This is a genomic window from Streptomyces sp. TAA040, from assembly GCF_000424845.1.
On the sequence record NZ_AUKR01000005.1, the window covers coordinates 229,254 to 247,781 of the forward strand.

General features: G+C 73.6%; 15 protein-coding genes. 7 read left to right on the forward strand and 8 right to left on the reverse strand.

Features of this window, described 5'->3' with window-relative positions; translation table 11 throughout:
* Positions 1-39: 39 nt before the first annotated feature.
* The 6 genes from H300_RS0104955 to iolC form a co-directional block, all read right to left on the reverse strand.
* On the reverse strand, positions 40-2,142 hold the full coding sequence (locus H300_RS0104955; protein ID WP_037979109.1) for an FUSC family protein: 2,103 nt from the start codon (positions 2,140-2,142) through the stop codon (positions 40-42).
* 155 nt (positions 2,143-2,297) lie between these two features.
* Entirely contained in the window at positions 2,298-3,794 is a 1,497-nt protein-coding gene (locus tag H300_RS0104960; RefSeq protein WP_028426557.1) for a CoA-acylating methylmalonate-semialdehyde dehydrogenase, read from the reverse strand.
* A gap of 112 nt (positions 3,795-3,906) precedes the next feature.
* Positions 3,907-5,841, reverse strand: coding sequence for a 3D-(3,5/4)-trihydroxycyclohexane-1,2-dione acylhydrolase (decyclizing) (gene iolD / locus H300_RS25010; protein WP_051269477.1), 1,935 nt, complete (start codon positions 5,839-5,841; stop codon positions 3,907-3,909).
* Positions 5,838-6,767, reverse strand: coding sequence for a 5-deoxy-glucuronate isomerase (iolB, locus tag H300_RS0104970; RefSeq protein ID WP_037979111.1), 930 nt, complete (start codon positions 6,765-6,767; stop codon positions 5,838-5,840). Before iolB ends, iolD begins: the two co-directional genes overlap by 4 nt.
* A 19-nt stretch (positions 6,768-6,786) precedes the next feature.
* Positions 6,787-7,665, reverse strand: coding sequence for a Cgl0159 family (beta/alpha)8-fold protein (locus tag H300_RS0104975; protein WP_028426559.1), 879 nt, complete (start codon positions 7,663-7,665; stop codon positions 6,787-6,789).
* Positions 7,666-7,715: 50 nt separating this feature from the next.
* Positions 7,716-8,726 carry a 5-dehydro-2-deoxygluconokinase gene (iolC, locus tag H300_RS0104980; RefSeq protein WP_028426560.1) on the reverse strand — a complete coding sequence of 337 codons (1,011 nt, stop codon included), beginning with the start codon at positions 8,724-8,726 and terminating at the stop codon, positions 7,716-7,718.
* 527 nt (positions 8,727-9,253) lie between these two features.
* On the opposite strand from iolC, the gene H300_RS0104985 reads away from it, so the two are divergent.
* The 6 genes from H300_RS0104985 (at position 9,254) to H300_RS0105010 (ending at position 13,566) form a co-directional block, all read left to right on the forward strand.
* Positions 9,254-9,466, forward strand: coding sequence for a hypothetical protein (locus tag H300_RS0104985; RefSeq protein ID WP_028426561.1), 213 nt, complete (start codon positions 9,254-9,256; stop codon positions 9,464-9,466).
* A 91-nt stretch (positions 9,467-9,557) separates the two neighbouring features.
* Positions 9,558-10,472 carry a sugar phosphate isomerase/epimerase family protein gene (locus H300_RS0104990; RefSeq protein ID WP_028426562.1) on the forward strand — a complete coding sequence of 305 codons (915 nt, stop codon included), beginning with the start codon at positions 9,558-9,560 and terminating at the stop codon, positions 10,470-10,472.
* 70 nt (positions 10,473-10,542) lie between these two features.
* Positions 10,543-11,559, forward strand: coding sequence for a Gfo/Idh/MocA family protein (locus H300_RS0104995; protein ID WP_028426563.1), 1,017 nt, complete (start codon positions 10,543-10,545; stop codon positions 11,557-11,559).
* A gap of 189 nt (positions 11,560-11,748) precedes the next feature.
* Positions 11,749-12,591 carry a phosphotransferase gene (locus H300_RS0105000; protein WP_028426564.1) on the forward strand — a complete coding sequence of 281 codons (843 nt, stop codon included), beginning with the start codon at positions 11,749-11,751 and terminating at the stop codon, positions 12,589-12,591.
* Positions 12,592-12,939: 348 nt separating this feature from the next.
* Positions 12,940-13,137 carry a MerR family transcriptional regulator gene (locus H300_RS0105005; RefSeq protein WP_028426565.1) on the forward strand — a complete coding sequence of 66 codons (198 nt, stop codon included), beginning with the start codon at positions 12,940-12,942 and terminating at the stop codon, positions 13,135-13,137.
* Between the two features lie 201 nt (positions 13,138-13,338).
* The gene (locus H300_RS0105010; protein WP_028426566.1) at positions 13,339-13,566 is read left to right on the forward strand and encodes a heavy-metal-associated domain-containing protein; all 228 of its coding nucleotides are present in this window, start codon (positions 13,339-13,341) and stop codon (positions 13,564-13,566) included.
* 387 nt (positions 13,567-13,953) lie between these two features.
* Here H300_RS0105010 and H300_RS0105015 read toward each other — a convergent pair whose 3' ends face one another.
* Positions 13,954-15,261, reverse strand: a complete 1,308-nt coding sequence (locus H300_RS0105015; RefSeq protein ID WP_037979113.1) for a citrate synthase — start codon at positions 15,259-15,261, stop codon at positions 13,954-13,956.
* Positions 15,262-15,393: 132 nt separating this feature from the next.
* Complete coding sequence (gene recD2 / locus H300_RS0105020) at positions 15,394-17,631, reverse strand: SF1B family DNA helicase RecD2 (protein WP_028426568.1); 2,238 nt, start codon at positions 17,629-17,631, stop codon at positions 15,394-15,396.
* A gap of 319 nt (positions 17,632-17,950) precedes the next feature.
* Between recD2 and H300_RS25015 the strand changes: the two genes are divergently transcribed.
* Complete coding sequence (locus tag H300_RS25015; RefSeq protein ID WP_486583559.1) at positions 17,951-18,523, forward strand: transposase family protein; 573 nt, start codon at positions 17,951-17,953, stop codon at positions 18,521-18,523.
* Positions 18,524-18,528: the final 5 nt, after the last annotated feature.

Here is an 18,528-nt window from a genome sequence, read left to right on the forward strand (position 1 = left end):
CCCGCGACGGTCGCCGCAGGGCTCCGGCCCGCGGGTGGGTCAACCGGGAGCGGTGGCGGCGGCCAGCTCGTCCAGCGCGTCGACGAGCAGGTCCGCGACCCGCGGTGCCACCCCGTCCGGGTGCTCGGTGTGCCGGCGCCAGTCCTCCAGCACCTGCCGCAGCGGGCCGAGGTCGGCCGGCGCATCGGCGCCCCTGACGGCGGCCGACACCGTCGGAGCCACCGCCAGGAGCGCCTCGGCGTACACGGCGGATCCCGGGTCGGCGGCGACGGAGTCGTCGGCGAGCTGGGCCTCCAGCAGCATGGTCACCCGGCCGAGGGTCACGGCGGCGGCGTGTGCCTCCGCGGTCCGCCGCCGGGACAGTCCGCGGTGCCGGACGGGTTCGGCGGCGGCCCGGGCCACCGACTGCTCCCACTCGGACCGGGAGGCGCGCACGTCAAGCAGCGCCTCCCTGACCTCCCGCAGCTCGCGGCGCGAGCCGTCCGCCGTCCCGGCGAAGGCCCGGAACACCGCGGCCGAGTAGCGCAGCCCGGCATCCGTCCAGTCGGCCAGCCGGTCGCGCAGTCGCGGCGTCTCCCAGGCGGGGAAGAGCGCGTACGAACCCAGCGCCAGGACGCCGCCCAGCAGGGTCAGCTCGATCCGCTCGGCCACGGTCTGGGCCCAGTGCTCGCCGGCGATCCCGAGCAGCAGCACCACGTAGGCGCTGGTCCAGACGGAGACCACCGTGTAACCGGTCCGCATGAGCAGGTAGAGCAGGAAGACGGCGAGGACCGCCAGGACGGCGCTCCCGTACGGCCCCGGGTCGAGCAGCGCCAGCGCCGCGCCGCCCGCGGCCACGCCGGCGACGGTGCCGACGAGCCGCGCCGCGCCCCGTTCGAAGGTCTCGGCGAAGTCCGGCCTGAGGACCATGACGACAGTGAGCGCGACCCAGTAGCCGTGCTCGGGCGGCAGCAGGTCGCCGAGTAGGAACCCGGTGACGATCACCGCAGTCAGCCGCAGCGCGTGCCGGAACACCGGGGCCCGCCAGCGCAGTTCGCGGTGCATCGCGCGCAGTGCGACGGCGAGCGTGCCCGGGCCGGTGCGGCGGCGCAGATGCGGTGGGCAGCCGGTGGCGGTGACCTCCACCGGCTGCTCGGCGGCCTCGACCGCCTCGTCGCTGAGCGCGATGAGCCGCAGCGCCGCTTTGCGTGCCGGACCCGGGGGCAGCACCGGGCCGGCCGCCGGGACCTTCAGCACCTCCAGCGCCTCCTCCGGCAGCCGCACCCGCTCGCCCCGGCGCACCGCGCGGGCGGTGGCGTCCAGCACTGTGGCGGCGGCAGCGAGGAGTTCGCGCACCCGGTCCCGCTCGGGGCCCTCGGTGGAGGCGCGTCCGACCACCGGGTCGGCCAGCGAGGCGAGCACCGGGCGGAACCGTTCCGCCAGCCCCCGGTAGCCGTAGAGCTGCCGGGGACGGCTGCGGGCCTGCCGCGGGCTGACCGCGGCGGCGCTGCGCGCCTCCATCAGCGGTTGCGGGTCGAAGGGCGCGGCCGGGTCGTGCCGCAGCCGGCGCGCGTAGTCGGCCACTCCCGCCAGGGCGTCCGCGAGTGCGTCGCGGCGGGCGCCCCAGCGGCGGATGGGGAAGAGCACCACCAGCAGCGCCTGGAAGACGCCGCCGAGCGCGATCAGGCTCGCGTGCTGGGCCGCCTCCAGCACCGAGGAGGGCAGCGTCACCACCACGAGCATGACCGCCACCACGAAGGTGGCCACCACGCCGGAGACCGGCCCGATCGCCCAGGTCATACCGGCGGCGAAGGCCCAGCAGGCGAGCAGCACGACGAACACCGCCGGGTGGCCCGCCGTCACGTATCCGAGGAAGGCGCTGACCGAGAGTCCGCAGGCGGCGGCCAGCGCCAGTTCCGGACGGGGGCGCCAACTGCGCTGGAAGGTGGCGATGCCGGAGGCGAAGGCGCCGAACGCGGAGGAGACGGCCAGTTCGGGCGAGCCCTGCCACAGGGCCAGCGCCAGGACCAGCGCCACCCCGCAGGCGCCGCGCACCGCGATCAGCGGTGTGAGGGCCGTGCGCTCGACCCGCAGGCCGGAGCGCGCGGTGCGCAGGAGCGAGCCGGGCCAGGACCTCGCCGTCTCTCCCCTCGCCGCCGTCATGATCCCGAGGATACGGATACGGGGGCTCCGGAGGCCCGGGCGGGCCGTCCGCCGGAGCAGCACGCTCCGGCGCCCGCCGTCCGGGGTCGGCCGCCGGGGTCGGCCGCCGGCTGCGTGGCGGGCGGTCCGTACCGGAGGGCGGACCGGACGGGCGGTCAGTGGTTGCCGGGGAAGCCGAGGTTGATGCCGCCGCTGTCGGCGGGGTCGGGCCAGCGGGTGGTGATGACCTTGCCGCGGGTGTAGAAGGCGATCCCGTCGTTGCCGTAGACGTGCAGGTCGCCGAAGAGGGAGTCCTTCCAGCCGCCGAAGGAGTGGGGGCCGACCGGCACCGGGATGGGGACGTTGACGCCGACCATGCCGGCCTCGACCTCCATCTGGAAGCGGCGGGCGGCACCGCCGTCCCGGGTGAAGATGGCGGTGCCGTTGCCCCAGCGGGAGCCGTTGATCAGCTCCAGGGCCTCCTCGTAGGTCTCGGCGCGCACGACGCAGAGCACCGGGCCGAAGATCTCGTCCCGGTAGGCGTCCGCGTCGGTGGGCACCCGGTCCAGCAGCGACACGCCGAGGAAGAAGCCCTCCTCATGACCCTCGACGGTGAGGCCGGTGCCGTCGACGACGACCTCGGCGCCCTGTTCCCGGGCGCCCGCGACGTAGCCGGCGACCTTGTCGCGGTGCTCGGCGGTGATGAGCGGGCCCATCTCGGACGCCGGGTCGTTGCCCGGGCCGACGCGCAGCGCCCTGGCCCGTTCGGCGATCCGGGGGACGAGTGCGTCGCCGGCGGAGCCGACGGCGACGACGACCGACACCGCCATGCACCGCTCGCCGGCCGAGCCGTACGCCGCGTTGATGGCGTTGTCGGCGGCGAAGTCGAGGTCGGCGTCCGGCAGGACGAGCATGTGGTTCTTGGCGCCGCCGAGTGCCTGCACCCGCTTGCCCTCCGCCACCGCCCGGCGCTGGATCCGGCGGGCGACGGAGGTGGAACCGACGAAAGAGACGGCGGCGACGTCCGGGTGGTCGAGCAGCGCGTCCACGGCTGTCCTGTCGCCGTTGACGACGTTCAGCACCCCGGCGGGCAGCCCGGCCTCGGCGGCCAGCTCGGCGAGCCGGCAGGCGGCCGACGGGTCCTTCTCGCTGGGCTTGAGCACGAAGGTGTTGCCGCAGGCCACGGCCAGCGGGAACATCCACATCGGCACCATGGCGGGGAAGTTGAAGGGGGTGATGCCGGCGACCACGCCGAGCGGCTGCCGGATGGAGGCGACGTCGACCCGGGTGGACACCTGCGTGGAGAGCTCGCCCTTGAGCTTCTCGGAGATCCCGCAGGCCAGCTCGACGATCTCCATGCCGCGGGCGACCTCGCCGAGCGCGTCCGCGTGCACCTTGCCGTGCTCGGCGGTGATCAGGGCGGCGAGTTCGTCGCGGTGGGCGTCCAGCAGTTCGCGGTACCGGAAGAGGACCGCGGTGCGGCGGGCGAGCGAGGTGGTGCCCCAGCTCCGGTAGGCCTGCTTGGCCGCGGCGACGGCGGTGGCGACCTCCTCGGGGCCGGCAAGCGCGACCCGGGTGTCGGTGGCGCCGGTGGCCGGGTCGTGGACGGGGCCGAACCGGCCGGAGGTGCCGTCCACCGGCTCGTTGTCGATCCAGTGTCCGAGGGTCTTCATCGGGGACTCCGTAGGTTGTCGTGCGGCGCGCGTGCGCCGGATGCCCGGCGGGCTGGGTGCGGACGGGTACTGCGGGAGACGGAGGTGCGGGGCGGACGGGCGGGCCGCGCCGTCAGTCCGGGGAGTCCGGCGTACCCGGGGCGTCGTCCGGACGGGACGGGCGGAGGGGGAACCGGCGTCCTGCGACCTGCCGGTCGTACGCGGCGCGGGCCGTACGGGCGGCCGGCCGGCCGGAGACGGCGGCCACCGGTACATCCCACCACGCCTGTGCGCCGGGAGCGCCGGCACCGGCCCCGTTGTCGGTCCCGGTGTCGGTCTCGACGTGCACGCAGGTGGGCCGGTCCGAGGCGCGGGCGGCGGCCAGCGCCTCCCGCAGTTCGGCGACGGTCGCGGCACGCAGGACGTCCATGCCGAGCGAGGCGGCGTTGGCGGCCAGGTCGACCGGCAGCGGGTCGCCGGTGTAGCTGCCGTCGGCGGCGCGGTAGCGGTACGCGGTGCCGAAGCGCTCGGCTCCGGTCTCCTCCGCGAGGCCGCCGATCGAGGCGTAGCCGTGGTTCTGGATCAGCACGAGGTTGATCGTGACACCCTCCTGCACGGCCGTGACGATCTCGGTCGGCATCATCAGATAGGTGCCGTCGCCGACCAGGGCCCAGACCTCGGTGTTCGGAGCGGCCAGCCGGACACCGATGCTCGCCGGGATCTCGTAGCCCATGCAGGAGTACCCGTACTCCAGGTGGTACTGCCGGGGCGACCGGGCCCGCCAGAGCCTGTGCAGGTCGCCGGGGAGCGAACCGGCGGCGTTGACGACCACGTCGGTGTCGCCGACCACCGCGTCGAGCGCGCCGAGCACCTGGGTCTGCGTGGGCCGGCGACCGGCGTCCTCCGCCGCGTACGCGGCGGCCACCACCTGCTCCCAGCGCTCCTTGCCCGCCCGGTACGCCGCCTCGTGGTCCGCCTCGACCCGGTGCCCGCCGAGGGCCGCCGTCAGGGCGGTGAGCCCGGCGCGGGCATCAGCGACCAGCGGGAGGGCACTGCGCTTGTGACTGTCGAAGGCGGCGATGTTGAGGTGGACGAAGCGCACGTCCGGGTCGGCGAAGAGGGTGTTCGAGGCGGTGGTGAAGTCGGACCAGCGAGTCCCGACGCCGATCACCAGGTCCGCGGCGCGGGCGAGGTCGTCGGCCGCGGCGGTGCCGGTGTGGCCGATCCCGCCGAGGTCGGCCGGGTGGTCGTGGCGGAGCGAGCCCTTGCCCGCCTGGGTGGACGCGACGGGGATGCCGGTGGCGTCCACCAGCTCCCGCAGCGCCTCCTCCGCCTCACTGTGGTGGACGCCGCCGCCCGCGACGAGGAGCGGCCGCCGGGCGGCGCGGATCAGCCGGACGGCATCGGCCAGCGCGCCCGGCTCCGGGGCGGGCCGCCGCACCTGCCAGACGCGCGGGGCGAGGAAGTGGGCCGGCCAGTCGAATGCCTCGGCCTGGACGTCCTGCGGCAGGGCGAGGGTGACGGCTCCGGTCTCCACCGGGTCGGTGAGCACCCGGACGGCCTGGAGCGCCGCCTGGAGGAGTGCCTCGGGACGGTGGACGCGGTCGAAGTAGCGGGAGACCGGTCGCAGGGCGTCGTTGACCGAGACGTCTCCGGCGTGCGGTGCCTCCAGTTGCTGGAGGACCGGGTCGGCGACCCGGGTGGCGAACGTGTCGCCGGGGAGCAGCAGCACCGGCAGCCGGTTGACGGTGGCCAGCGCCGCGCCCGTCACCAGGTTGGTGGCACCGGGCCCGATCGAGGTGGTGACGGCCTGGGCGCGCAGCCGGTTGGACTGCCGAGCGTAGCCGACGGCCGCGTGCACCATGGCCTGCTCGTTGCGGCCCTGGAGGTAGGGCATCACCGTCCGGTTCTCCAGCAGCGCCTGGCCGAGGCCGGCGACGTTGCCGTGCCCGAAGACGCCCCAGGTGGCGTTGATCAGCCGGTGCCGCGCACCGTCGCGCTCGGTGTGCTGGGCTGCCAGGAACCGGACCAGCGCCTGGGCCGTGGTCAGCCTGGTCGTGGTGCTCAACGCGCTGCCTCTCCTTCGGGTCCGGCGGCCGCCTCGTACAGCGGCAGCCGGGGATCCACGGGCTGGCCAGGCCAGGTGCCGCGAATCCAGGTGTGGTCGGGGTGGTCGCGGATGAGCCACCGCCGGTCGGGCCCGGGGCCGGCCATCACGTTGAGGTAGTACATGGGGTACCCGGGCGCCGCGACGGACGGGCCGTGCCAGCCGTCCGGAATCAGGACGGCGTCCCCGCTGCGCACCTCGGCGAGGACGTCGGTGCCCCGGCCCCGTCCCGAGGGCGAGACCCTCTGGTAGCCGACCCCGGGGGTACCCGCGTGGCCGGCGATCTCGAACCAGTAGATCTCCTCCAGTTCGGACTCCTCTCCCGGACGGTGCTCGTCGTGCTTGTGCGGCGGGTAGGAGGACCAGTTGCCGCCGGGGGTGAGCACCTCGACGGCGATCAGCCGGTCGGCCTCGAAGACGTCGGCGGCGGCGAAGTTGTTGACCTGCCGGGAGCAGGCGCCGCTGCCGCGCAGCTCCACCGGCACGCCGGAGGCCGGCCCGTAGCGGGCGGGCAGCCGCCGGGTGCAGCGGGCTCCGGCCAGCGCGAACCGGCCGCCGCCCCCGGACCGGAGGGTGACGGCGGCGTCCCGGGGCACGTACGCGAAGTCGGTCACCGCCTCGAAGACACCGGGACGGCCGTCCAGGCGGAAGTTCCCGCCCTCGCAGGAGACCGTGCAGCCGCCGGACAGGGGCAGCACGATCCATTCGCTGCCGCCTGTGCCGAAGGAGTGCTCGGCACCGGGCGACAGCTCCAGGACGCGCAGCGAACTGTGCCGCCAGTCGGCGCGCGGCGGGTCGACGTCCAACGCGTACGGGCCGCGGGAGGCGCTGCCCGCCGGCCAGTGGAACCCGGCGGGCGGGTCCGGATGGTTCGCGGATTCGCTCATGTCGTTCAGCCTCCCCTTGTCAGAGCAGTCCCGCAGCCGTGTCGACGGCTTGTCCGACGTCGCCGCCGGAGGGGTAGAGCAGCGAGCGGCCGACGACGAGCCCCTGCACGGTGGGCAGGCGCAGCGCCGTGCGCCACTTCTCGAAGGTGACGTCCTGATCGCCGTCGACCTCGCCGCCCAGCAGTACCGCAGGGAGGGTGGAGGTCTCCATCACCCGGGCCATGTCGTCCGGATCGCGGGTGACCGGAACTTTCAGCCAGGTGTACGCGGAGGTGCCGGCGAGACCGGAGGCGATGGCGATGGACTTGGTCACCGCCTCGGCACCGAGGTCGTTGCTGACCCTGCCCCCGTGGCGGCGGGTGAGGAAGGGCTCCACGAACACCGGGAGCCGGTGGGCGGCCATCTCGTCCACCGCCCGGGCGGTGGAGTGCATCGTGGTGAGCGAGCCGGCGTCCTCGTAGTCGATGCGCAGCAGCAGTTTCCCGGCGTCGAAGCCGAGCCGGGCGAGGTCCTGCGCCCGGTGACCGGTGAAGCGGTCGTCCAGCTCGAAGGCGGCGCCGGCCAGACCGCCGCGATTCATCGAACCCATGGCGATCCTGCCCTCCAGGGCGCCGAGCAGCAGCAGGTCCTCCAGGATGTCGGCGGTGGCCAGCACACCGTCCACACGGGGGCGGGAGAGGGCCAGGGTCAGCCGCTCCAGCAGGTCGAACCGGTTGGCCATGGCGAGCTGCCGGTCGCCGACGGCCAGCGCGCCCCGGGCGGGGTGGTCGGCGGCGATGATCATCAGTCGGCCGCTGTCCCCGACGAGCGGACGACGGGCACGGCGTCCGGCGGCCTCGGCGATCGCCTCGGGGTGCCGGGCGCGCACTCCGACGAGGTCGGGGATGCTGATGCTCACGGGGGCTCCCTGTCGGGTCGCGGGGGTCGCCCCCCGGGTGGGGTCGGGCGTCAGCGGCCGAGGAGGTCCGCGACCTCGGACTCGGTGGGCATCGCGGAGGAGCAGGCCAGCCGGGAGGCGACCAGGGCGCCGGCGGCGTTGGCGAACCGCATGGTCCGGGCCAGGTCCCAGCCGGCCAGCAGGCCGTGGCAGAGCGCTCCGCCAAAGGCGTCGCCCGCACCGAGGCCGTTGACCACCTGCACCGGGTGCGGCGGGGCCTCGGCGGTGCCGCCGTCGCGGTGGACGGCGAGCACCCCGTCGGGGCCCTGCTTGACTACGGCGAGTTCGACCCCGGCGTCGAGCAGCGCCTCGGCGCAGCCACGCGGGTCGCGCACCCCGGTGGCGATCTCGCACTCGTCGAGGTTGCCGACGGCGACGGTGGCGTGGGCGAGCGCCGCGCGGTAGTGGGCGCGGGCGGCGGCGAGGTCGGGCGCGTCGTCCGGGCGCTCGGCCGTGCCGGTGGCGGGGCCGCCCGCGGGGGCGGGGCCGGAGCGGGGCCAGAACATCGGGCGCCAGTCCATGTCGAAGACGGTGGTGCGGGCGCGGCTCCGGGCCTCCAGCGCGGACAGCGTCGCACTGCGGCTGGGCTCCTCACAGAGACCGGTTCCCGTCATCCAGAAGATCCGGGCGGCCCGGATCGCGTCCAGGTCGAGCTCCTCGCGGTGGATCACCAGGTCCGGCGCCTTCGGCAGCCGGTAGAACCACAGCGGGAAGTCGTCCGGTGGGAGGATCTCGCAGAAGGTGACCGGGGTCGGCAGCCCGGCGACCGGGGTGACCCAGCTGTCGTCGACGCCGAAGTCCTTCAGCGCCTGGTGGCAGTAGTCCCCGAAGGGGTCGTTCCCGGTGCGGGTGATGACGGCGGAGCTCCGGCCCAGCTTCGCTGCGGCGACGGCGACGTTGGTGGGCGATCCGCCGAGGAACCTGCCGAACGTCTCGACCTGCGCCAGCGGCACGCCGGTCCGGAGCGGGTAGATGTCCACGCCGATGCGGCCGATCGTGATCACGTCGAGTGGCTCGGTCATGGGTGCCCCTCCCTCGATGCGGTACCCCGCGCGGCCCACTGCGCTGAGCACAGGTGTAGATCCCGTCCGGGCCGTTGTCAATGATTTGTCCTTACATCCGGACGTCCGGACTTCCTGGGGGCTCCGACGTAGTCGCACCGTCCTGACACATGATGGACAGCGCGCGGCTCCGGGGAGTCGAATCCAGTCCCGCGACGGTGGCTTCCCCGGCTGGTGACGCGGGCAGCCACCGTCCGGCGGACCGGCAGCGAAGCACGGAGGCGGTCCCGCTCCACCGCCCCGGCACACTCCCCTCATCCAGCTCCACTCACACCGAAAGGAGGCCAGGACGATGAAGCACCCCATCCTCTCGGGTCCGCCGCGGAGAACCACCGCCGTCCTCGCCGCGGGCGCGGCAGCGGTCCTGCCCGCCGCGGGCTGCTCCAGCGGCTCGGGCGGCGAGCAGGCCGAGCCTCGGTCCCATCGCCGCCGCCAGGGAGAACGGGCCGGACGTCGTCTTCCTCACCCACAACCCGCACCACGCCGCCATGGTCGGACACCACTTCGCCGTACTGCGCCTCGGCGCGCTCGAACCCGACCCCGACCGGAGCCGGGCGACGCCTGAGCAGCGCACCCACCACATGGCCGACGGCGCCGAACCGGCCGCATTCACGCACGAGCTCGCGCAGGTCAGCGGGGTACACGGGAAGGAGCTGCCGGGCGGCGGCGCCGTCCCCCGCGGCACCGCGGCCGGTGGCTGACCCGGCCCGGCGCCCCGCACCCGTCTGCGCGCCCCTGCATCCGCCCGTGTCCGACCGGTCCGAACGGCCCGGTGAAAGGAGTACCGAGAAGATGACAGCCCCCGGCATCCCCGCCCTGGACCGCCTCAGGGTCGGCTCCGCCCCCGACTCGTGGGGCGTGTGGTTCCCCGACGACCCCCAGCAGGTGCCCTGGGAACGTTTCCTGGACGAGGTGTCCGCCTCGGGCTACGAGTGGATCGAGCTCGGCCCGCACGGGTACCTGCCGACCGACCCCGCCCGGCTCACCGAGGAGGTCGGCCGGCGCGACCTCCGGGTCTCCGCGGGCACCGTCTTCACCGGGCTGCACCGCGGCCCGGCCGTCTGGGACGACACCTGGGCGCACGTGGCGGAGGTCGCCCGGCTCACCCGGGCCATGGGCGCCCGCCACCTCGTCGTCATCCCGTCCTTCTGGCGGGACGACAAGACCGCCGAGCTGATCGAACCGGCCGAACTCACGCGGGAGCAGTGGGGGCACCTCACCGGCGGCACGGAGAAGCTTGCCCGCCGGGTGCGGGAGGAGTTCGGCCTCGACATCGTCGTCCACCCGCACGCGGACACCCACATCGACTCCGAGGAGCACGTCGCCAGGTTCCTCGACTCCACCGACTCCGGCCTGGTGAACCTCTGCCTGGACACCGGGCACTACGCCTACTGCGGCGGGGACAGCGTCAAGCTGATCGAGACCTACGGCGAACGCATCGGCTACCTGCACCTCAAGCAGGTGGACCCGGAGGTGCTCGCCGACGTCGTCAGCAAGGGGACCCCGTTCGGGCCCGCCGTCCGGCAGGGGGTGATGTGCGAACCGCCGCTCGGCGAGCCCGCGCTCGAACCGGTGCTCACCGCGGCCCAGCGGCTGGACGTGGACCTGTTCGCCATCGTCGAGCAGGACATGTACCCCTGCCCGCCCGCACGGCCGCTGCCGATCGCGCAGCGCACCCGCCGGTTCCTGCGCTCCTGCGGCGCCTGAGCCGCACCGCCGGGCCGGCCCCCGTACCGCACCGCTGTCCCACCGCAATCGCACCGCAGAAGGAAGCAGCATGAGGAACGGCACCCTGGGCGTCGCCGTGATCGGCACCGGGAAGATGGGCGCGGACCACGTGCGCCGGATCGACGGGAAGGTCAGCGGCGCCCGGGTGGCCGCCGTGGTCGACCTCGACCGGCCGTGGGCCGCCGCGCTGGCCGACGGCATCGAGGGCTGCACCGCCTTCACCGACGCGGCCGCCGCGATGGCCGCGGACGGCGTGGACGCGGTCCTGATCGCGTCCCCCGGCCCGGCACACGAGGAGGCCCTGCTGGAGGCGCTCGCCCGGGACCTCCAGGTGCTGTGCGGGAGGCTGCTCACTCCGGACGCCGACAGCGCGCTGCGGGTCCTCGATGCCGAGGAGGCGCTGGGCCGACGCCGCATCCAGGTCGGCTTCATGCGCCGCTTCGACGCCGAGCACCTCCAGCTCAAGGAACTGCTCGACGCCGGCGACCTGGGTCGGCCGCTGATGATGCACTGCCGGCACCGCAACGTGCGCGTCCACGACTACTGCACCGAGGACATGCTGATCAACGACTCCGTGGTGCACGAGACGGACAGCGCCCGATGGCTGCTGGAGCAGGAGATCACCGCGGTCACCGTCTTCCGCCCGGCCGCCGGCGCGAGGGCATCCGAGACGCTGAGCGATCCGCAGCTCGTGGTCCTCGAAACCGCCGCGGGCGCCCTGGTGAACGTCGAGATCTTCGCCACCTGCGGCTTCGGCTACCAGGTACAGGCCGAGGTGGTGTGCGCGCAGGGCACCGCCCGCATCGGCGAGGGCCACGGCCTGCTGACCAGCACCGCGGGCCGCTGGGGCGGCGCGATCGCCCAGGACTGCCTCGAACACTTCGCGGACGCCTACGACCGCGAACTCCAGGACTGGGTGGACGCCGCCCGCCGCGGCACCACGGCCGGACCCGGCGCCTGGGACGGCTACGCCGCCGCAGCGGTCTGCGCCGCGGGCGTCACTGCGCAGGCCACCGGCCGCCGCACCCCGGTCGACATGGTCCGGCGCCCCGACTTCTACCGCTGACCCCGGCGGAAGACCTCCCCGGGCCCGGCCGTCGCGTCGTCCCGGCCGTCCGCGTCCCGGGTGCCGGTGCCGGTCGTGCTCTGCGATGCTGGCTGCCGGGGACGGGCCGGGGCCCGGGAGCCCGGGAGGGCGGCGGGGCATCGCCGGTGCCTCGGACGGGTGGGTGTGCTCGACGACGAGGGGGCAGGTATGGAGCCGTCGGAACTCCGCCGGGCGGTCGAGGCGGGGCGGACGACCGCTGCGGAGCTGGGCCTCCCGGTCGCGGAGGTGCGCGTCGTCCACGACTCCGACCGCGTCGCGCTGCACCTGCTCCCGTGCGGTGTGCTGGTCCGGGTCGCGCCCGCGGAGCACCTGGCCGACTCCGCGTTCGAGGTGGAGGTCGCGCGCCGCCTCACCGAGGCCGGCGCTCCGGTGGCGGAACTCGACCCCCGGGTCGAGCCCCGGGCCCATGTGCGGGGTGCCTTCGTCCTCTCGTTCTGGGCCTACTACGCACCCGTGGGCCCGGAGATCGCGCCTGCCGACTACGCCGACGCGCTCCTGCGGCAGCACGCCGCCCTGCGCCGGAGCGGGCTGGACGCGCCCCACTGCACCGAGCGCATCGCCGCGGCGCTGGAGAAGGTGGACGACCCGGAGCATTCCCCGGAGCTTTCCGGTCCCGGCCGGGAGCTCCTCCGCCGCACACTCGGCGGGCTGAGCACCGGGCTCGGCACCGACGCAGCCGGCGGCGTCCTGCTGCACGGGGAGCCGCATCCGGGCAACCTGCTGCGCACAGGCAGGGGTCCGCTCTTCGTGGATCTCGCCACCTGCTGCCGCGGGCCGGTCGAGTTCGACCTCGCCCACGCGCCCGAGGGAACGCAGGAGCACTACCCGGGGGCCGACCGCGGTCTGGTCCTCCGGTGCCGCGCCCTGAACTGGGCGATGTTCTCGGCCTGGCGCTGGCGGGTGGACGACCGCATGCCTGACCGGGAGCGCTGGAGGGCGGAGGGACTCGACCGGGTCCGTGCCGCACTCGCCCGCTGCGGACCGGGCTGAACACCGATGGAGCGGCCGCCGGGCTGCCGCCCCTGCCCGGGGGGGGAACCGGGGAGGGGCGGGGCGGGGCGCGTCCTGCCGGGAGCACCGGTGTGCTCATCCGACCGGCAGCCCCCGGTGGCCGACCGGCGCCCGGTCGGGTGCCGACCGGGCGCACCGACCGGGCGCTCCGGCGGATGGGCCGTCCCGGGGGCGTCACAACGATCACCGTCCCGTCACGGGTGTCACCGTTACGCGGGTTTCCGGTCACGACCGGTCGACAGCCCTGCCGCGTCGTGACGGTGAGTCGCTCGTTCGGCACAGGCTGAGGCCGCCTCGCCAAGCCATCCCCGTGGAGGTGCCGAATACATGGCCGATCGACGTCTGTGGTCGTACAAGGAGATCGCGGCGCACATCCAGGTGCAGCCGGACACCGTGCGCTCGTACCGCAAGCACGGCCTGCTGCCGCCGCCCGACCTGGTGGAGAGCGGCAAGCCCTACTGGTTCGCCGACACGGTCCGCGAGTGGGTGACGCGGCGCCCGGGACACGGCAGGCGCCAGGGCTGACACCCGCCGGAGTCCGCGAGCGCTCCCCGGGGACCCGTCCGGGACGCGGCCGCCGCTGTCGCGAAGTCCCGCATCCCGCCCGTGTGGCGGGCGGTGCGGGGCTTCGCCGCGCGCGGGGCCCGGCAGACCGGGCAGCCGGGAGAATACGGGCGGGGGGTATAGCATCGACGCCACGGAACCGCCGCACCACCTGGAGGAGCCATGACGACCGCGGACCCCCGCACCACCACGTACAAGGTCACCGGCATGACCTGTGCCCACTGCGAAGCGGCGGTCTCCGAGGAGGTGTCGGCACTCGACGGGGTGAACGGGGTGACGGCCGCCGCCGAGACCGGCCTGGTGACCGTGGCCTCGACCACCGAGCCGGACGACGAGGTGGTGCGCGCCGCCGTGGACGAGGCGGGCTACGAACTCGTCGGACGGGTCTGAGCGCCGCGGACCCGCCCGCGTCCGGACGCGGAAACGCCCCGCCACGAGTCCCCCCACGGGCCCGTGCACGGGGCGTTTCCTTTTTCCCGGTCGGATTCCCCCCACGGGATCCTGGCCGGGCGTCTGCACGCCGTACGTGGCACGGGTCGGCCGCTCAAGGTTCCCGTGCACGACGGCTTGTACGCGACTCCGCCGGGTGCCGCTGACACCCCATGAGACAACCGGCCCACGGGAAAGGTTGCCCACCACCCCCGTGTGATCCGCGTCACTTCGCCGCGCGCCGCACCGACCGGGTACGGCCCGGCGGCCGCGGGCCGCGGACCGGACGGCACCCGTGGGGCCGAACGGGTGCCGGGCCGCCGCCGCGGCCCCCGTCGGCCGACCGGGTCAGCGCTGCTCGACCGGTACCCAGTCGCGCTCGACGACCCCGGTGTAGATCTGCCGGGGACGCCCGATGCGCGAGCCGGGCTCCTTGATCATCTCATGCCACTGGGCGATCCAGCCGGGCAGTCGGCCCAGCGCGAAGAGCACCGTGAACATGCTGGTCGGGAAGCCCATCGCCCGGTAGATCAACCCGGTGTAGAAGTCCACGTTCGGGTAGAGGTTGCGGGAGACGAAGTAGTCGTCGCTCAGCGCGTGCTCTTCGAGCTTGAGCGCGATGTCCAGCAGCTCGTCGGACTTGCCGAGTGCCGCGAGCACGTCGTGCGCCGATTTCTTGATGATCTTCGCGCGCGGGTCGAAGCTCTTGTAGACCCGGTGCCCGAAGCCCATCAGGCGGACGCCGTCCTCCTTGTTCTTCACCTTGCGGATGAAGGTCTCGACGTCGCCGCCGTCGCGCTGGATGCTCTCCAGCATCTCCAGCACGGCCTGGTTGGCGCCGCCGTGCAGCGGGCCCCACAGGGCGCTGATGCCGGCGGAGATCGAGGCGAACATGTTCGCCTGCGAGGAACCGACCAGCCGCACGGTTGAGGTGGAGCAGTTCTGCTCGTGGTCCGCGTGCAGGATCAGCAGCTTCTCCAGCGCGTCGGTGACCACCGGGTCGAGGTCGTACTCCTCCGCGGGGACCGAGAAGGTCATCCGCAGGAAGTTCTCCACGTAGCCGAGGTCGTTGCGCGGGTAGACCACCGGGTGGCCGATGGCCTTCTTGTACGCGTAGGCCGCGATGGTCGGGAGCTTCGCGAGCAGCCGGATCGTCGAGAGGTCGCGCTGCTCCTCGTCGAACGGGTTGTGGCTGTCCTGGTAGAACGTGGACAGCGCGCTGACCACGGAGGACAGCATGGCCATCGGGTGCGCGTCGCGCGGGAAGCCGTCGTAGAAGCGCTTGACATCCTCGTGCAGCAGCGTGTGCTGGGTGATCCGGCCGCTGAAGCCCTCCAGCTCACCGGCGGTGGGCAGCTCGCCGTTGATCAGCAGGTAGGCGGTCTCCAGGAACGAGCCGCGCTCGGCGACCTGTTCGATCGGGTATCCGCGGTAGCGGAGGATGCCCTTCTCCCCGTCGAGAAAGGTGATCGCTGATGTGACGCCTGCGGTGTTCCCGTAGCCCGAGTCCAGGGTCACCAGACCGGTCTGGGCGCGGAGCTTGCCGATGTCGAAGCCACGGTCGCCAACCGTGCTGTCCACCACCGGGTAGCTGTGCTCGTCGCCCCCGTGCCGCAGTACTACTGCGTCCTTGTCGCTGTCGCGGTGTTCGCTCACGTCATCCCTCACCGACGTAGTGCCTCTTCCTCGAGGTGCCCTGACTGGCTCCACTGTCCCCCATTTGACGCCGTACGGTGCACTCGGGGTCGGCCAGAGGGCTGTTTGGTGGCACGCAGTGCCGCCTGAAAACTACGCCCCGCCCACCGCGCCCCGCAATCGGTGGTCCAGCGCCGTACAGCGGCGGCCCGCCGAGACCGCCCGTACTGCCTGTCCCAGGGCCCTCCTCGACCCCACCAGCACCACCAGTCGCTTGGCCCGGGTCACGGCGGTGTAGAGGAGATTGCGCTGGAGCATCATCCAGGCCCCCGTGGTGACCGGAATCACGACCGCCGGGTACTCACTGCCCTGCGAACGGTGGATGGTGACGGCGTAAGCGTGCGCCAGCTCGTCCAGCTCGCCGAACTCGTACCCGATCTCCTCGTCCTCGTCGGTCAGCACGGTGAGCCGCTGCTCCACGGTGTCCAGTGCGGTCACCACGCCGACAGTGCCGTTGAAGACCCCGTTGGCGCCCTTCTCGTAGTTGTTGCGGATCTGCGTCACCTTGTCGCCCACCCGGAAGGTCCGGCCGCCGAAGCGCTTCTCGGCCAGCCCGGGGCGGGCCGGGGTGACGGCCTCCTGGAGGAGTCCGTTCAGCGCGCCCGCGCCCGCAGGGCCGCGGTGCATCGGGGCCAGAACCTGGATGTCCCGGCGCGGGTCCAGCCCGAACTTCGCCGGTATCCGGCGGGACGCCACGTCGACCGTCAGCCGTCCGGCCTCCTCGGTATCCTCCTCGGGGAAGAGGAAGAAGTCCGGCAACCCCCGGGTGTGCGGCGGCAGCCCGGCGTTGATGCGGTGCGCGTTCGTCACCACCCCGGACTCCTGCGCCTGGCGGAAGATCCGGGTGAGCCGTACGGCGGGCACCGGGCCGCCCTCGGCGAGCAGGTCCCGCAGCACCTCCCCGGCACCCACCGAAGGAAGCTGGTCCACGTCGCCGACCAGCAGCAGGTGCGCACCCGGCGGGACCGCCCTGACGAGCTTGTTGGCCAGCAGCAGGTCCAGCATCGAGGCTTCGTCCACCACGACCAGGTCGGCGTCGAGCGGACGGTCCGGGTCGTAGGCGGCGTCGCCGCCGGGCTTGAGCTCCAGTAGCCGGTGCACCGTCGACGCCTCGGCACCGGTCAGTTCGGCGAGCCGCTTCGCCGCCCGGCCGGTGGGCGCCGCCAGCAGGACCCGGGCCCGCTTCGCCCGGGCCAGCTCGACGACCGACCGGACGGTGAACGACTTCCCGCAGCCCGGCCCGCCGGTGAGCACCGCGACCTTCTCGGTGAGCGCCAGCCGGACGGCGTCCCGCTGCTCCGGGGCCAGCTCGGCCCCGGTCCGCTCCGCTAGCCAGCCCAGCGCCCGCTCCCAGTCGATGTCCCGGAAGCCGGGCAAGCGGTCCTCGGAGGTCCCCAGCAGGCGCCGCAGCCGCCCGGCGAGGGAGGTCTCCGCCCGGTGGAAGGGCACCAGATAGACCGCCTGGACGCTGGCTCCGGGCTCCTGAGGGTCCGGGACCGGCTCCCGGACGACTCCGCCCTCCCCGGCGAGTTCGCCCAGGCAGTCGATGACCAGCCCGGTGTCGACCTGGAGCAGCTTCACCGCCTCCGCGGTCAGGCGCTCCTCCGGCAGATAGCAGTTCCCCTGGTCGGCGGCCTGCGAGAGGGTGTACTGGAGGCCCGCCCCGACGCGCTCCCTGCTGTCCTCCGGGATGCCCACCGAGCGGGCGATGCGGTCCGCGGTGAGGAACCCGATGCCCCACACGTCGGACGCCAGCCGGTAGGGCTGCTCACGCACCACGTCGATGGACGCGTCGCCGTACTTCTTGTAGATCCGCACGGCGACGGAGGTGGAGACGCCGACGCTCTGGAGGAAGACCATGACCTCCTTGATGGCCTTCTGCTCCTCCCAGGCCGCCGCGATCATCCCGGTGCGCTTGGGCCCGAGGCCGGGGACCTCGACCAGCCGGCCGGCGTCCTCGTCGATCACGTCCAGGGTGTCGGTGCCGAAGTGCTCGACGATGCGTTCCGCGATCCGCGGCCCGATCCCCTTGATCAGCCCGGAACCCAGGTAGCGGCGGATGCCCTGCACGGTCGCGGGCAGGACGGTGGTGCAGTTCTCGACCGTGAACTGCCGCCCGTAGGAGGGGTGCGAGCCCCAGCGGCCCTCCAGGCGCAACGACTCGCCGGGCTGCGCGCCGGCCAGCGCGCCGACCACGGTGAGCAGATCGCCGTCGGGGCCGCGGTCGCGGTGCCGCGCGGGGGCCAGGCGGGCCACGGTGTACCCGTTGTCCTCGTTGGCGTAGGTGATGCGCTCAAGGACCCCTTCGAGCACGGCGGGTGGGGAGGTCATGGGCCGAAGATATCGTCCGCCGCCGACAGCGGAACCGGGCGCCGGCGGCCGGAACGCCCGGAGCCGCCCCGGGAGTCACGAACGGCCCGGCCGTTGCCGGCCGGGCCGTTCGACTCCCCCGTCGGCCTCCCGCTGAGCCCCTCCCCCGGGAGTTGCCGACGCCCAGTGAGACATCCCAACTCCGCGGATGGTTGCACGGTCCGGGCGGGAAATCCTCGGAACCACCGGGGAGTGCGGGACTGTCGCCCTTACGACGTGGTGCGCGATAGCTGACGCCTCGGTCTGAGCATGCGAACGGCCGTGCGAGACGATCATGATCGTGACGTCAGGATGGGCCCGCACGGCCTTGGGCCAGCACATCCGTACGGGGATTCCGCGCCGCAGTCTGGGCAGGCTGGTCGCCGAGTTGGCCGGGCCGTGGGTGGCCGGGCAGAAGTCCCATCTGCGTGAACGCCGGGGCCATGACCGGCAGCGCGCCGCCGGAGCGGGTCCAGACCACGAACTCGTCTTCACCGACCGGGTCGTCGTCACTCTGGTCATCCTGCACTTCCAGCTCCCTCATGCCGCCCTCGCGCTGTTCCATGGAGTGGACCGCTCCACGATCACCCGTGCCGTCCACGAGACCCGCCCGCTGCTCGCGGCCCGCGGCTTCGCCGTGCCCACACGCCCGGACCTGCGGCTTCGCACGCTGGCCGATGTCTTCGCCTACGCCGCCGAAGGCGTGGGACTACGGATCGACGCCACCGAGACCCGGTTCCGACGCCCGCGCGCGGACAAACCCGGCCGCCGGGCGTTCATCGCCGGGAAGATGCGGCAGAACACCAAGAAGGCCGCCGTCGCCACCGCGCCGGTGCCGTTCGTCCCGAACGAGGAGATCGACTGGTCCTGCTGATGGGA

Bases quoted from the DNA above. Each gene is read 5' to 3' on its own strand.
- iolC (WP_028426560.1), bottom strand. From the start codon at position 8,726: ATGACCGAGCCACTCGACGTGATCACGATCGGCCGCATCGGCGTGGAC.
- H300_RS0105005 (WP_028426565.1), top strand. From the start codon at position 12,940: ATGGCCGATCGACGTCTGTGGTCGTACAAGGAGATCGCGGCGCACATC.
- H300_RS0104955 (WP_037979109.1), bottom strand. From the start codon at position 2,142: ATGACGGCGGCGAGGGGAGAGACGGCGAGGTCCTGGCCCGGCTCGCTC.
- H300_RS0104985 (WP_028426561.1), top strand. From the start codon at position 9,254: ATGGTCGGACACCACTTCGCCGTACTGCGCCTCGGCGCGCTCGAACCC.
- H300_RS0104960 (WP_028426557.1), bottom strand. From the start codon at position 3,794: ATGAAGACCCTCGGACACTGGATCGACAACGAGCCGGTGGACGGCACC.
- H300_RS0105000 (WP_028426564.1), top strand. From the start codon at position 11,749: ATGGAGCCGTCGGAACTCCGCCGGGCGGTCGAGGCGGGGCGGACGACC.
- H300_RS0105010 (WP_028426566.1), top strand. From the start codon at position 13,339: ATGACGACCGCGGACCCCCGCACCACCACGTACAAGGTCACCGGCATG.
- H300_RS0104990 (WP_028426562.1), top strand. From the start codon at position 9,558: ATGACAGCCCCCGGCATCCCCGCCCTGGACCGCCTCAGGGTCGGCTCC.
- iolB (WP_037979111.1), bottom strand. From the start codon at position 6,767: ATGAGCGAATCCGCGAACCATCCGGACCCGCCCGCCGGGTTCCACTGG.
- recD2 (WP_028426568.1), bottom strand. From the start codon at position 17,631: ATGACCTCCCCACCCGCCGTGCTCGAAGGGGTCCTTGAGCGCATCACC.
- H300_RS0104995 (WP_028426563.1), top strand. From the start codon at position 10,543: ATGAGGAACGGCACCCTGGGCGTCGCCGTGATCGGCACCGGGAAGATG.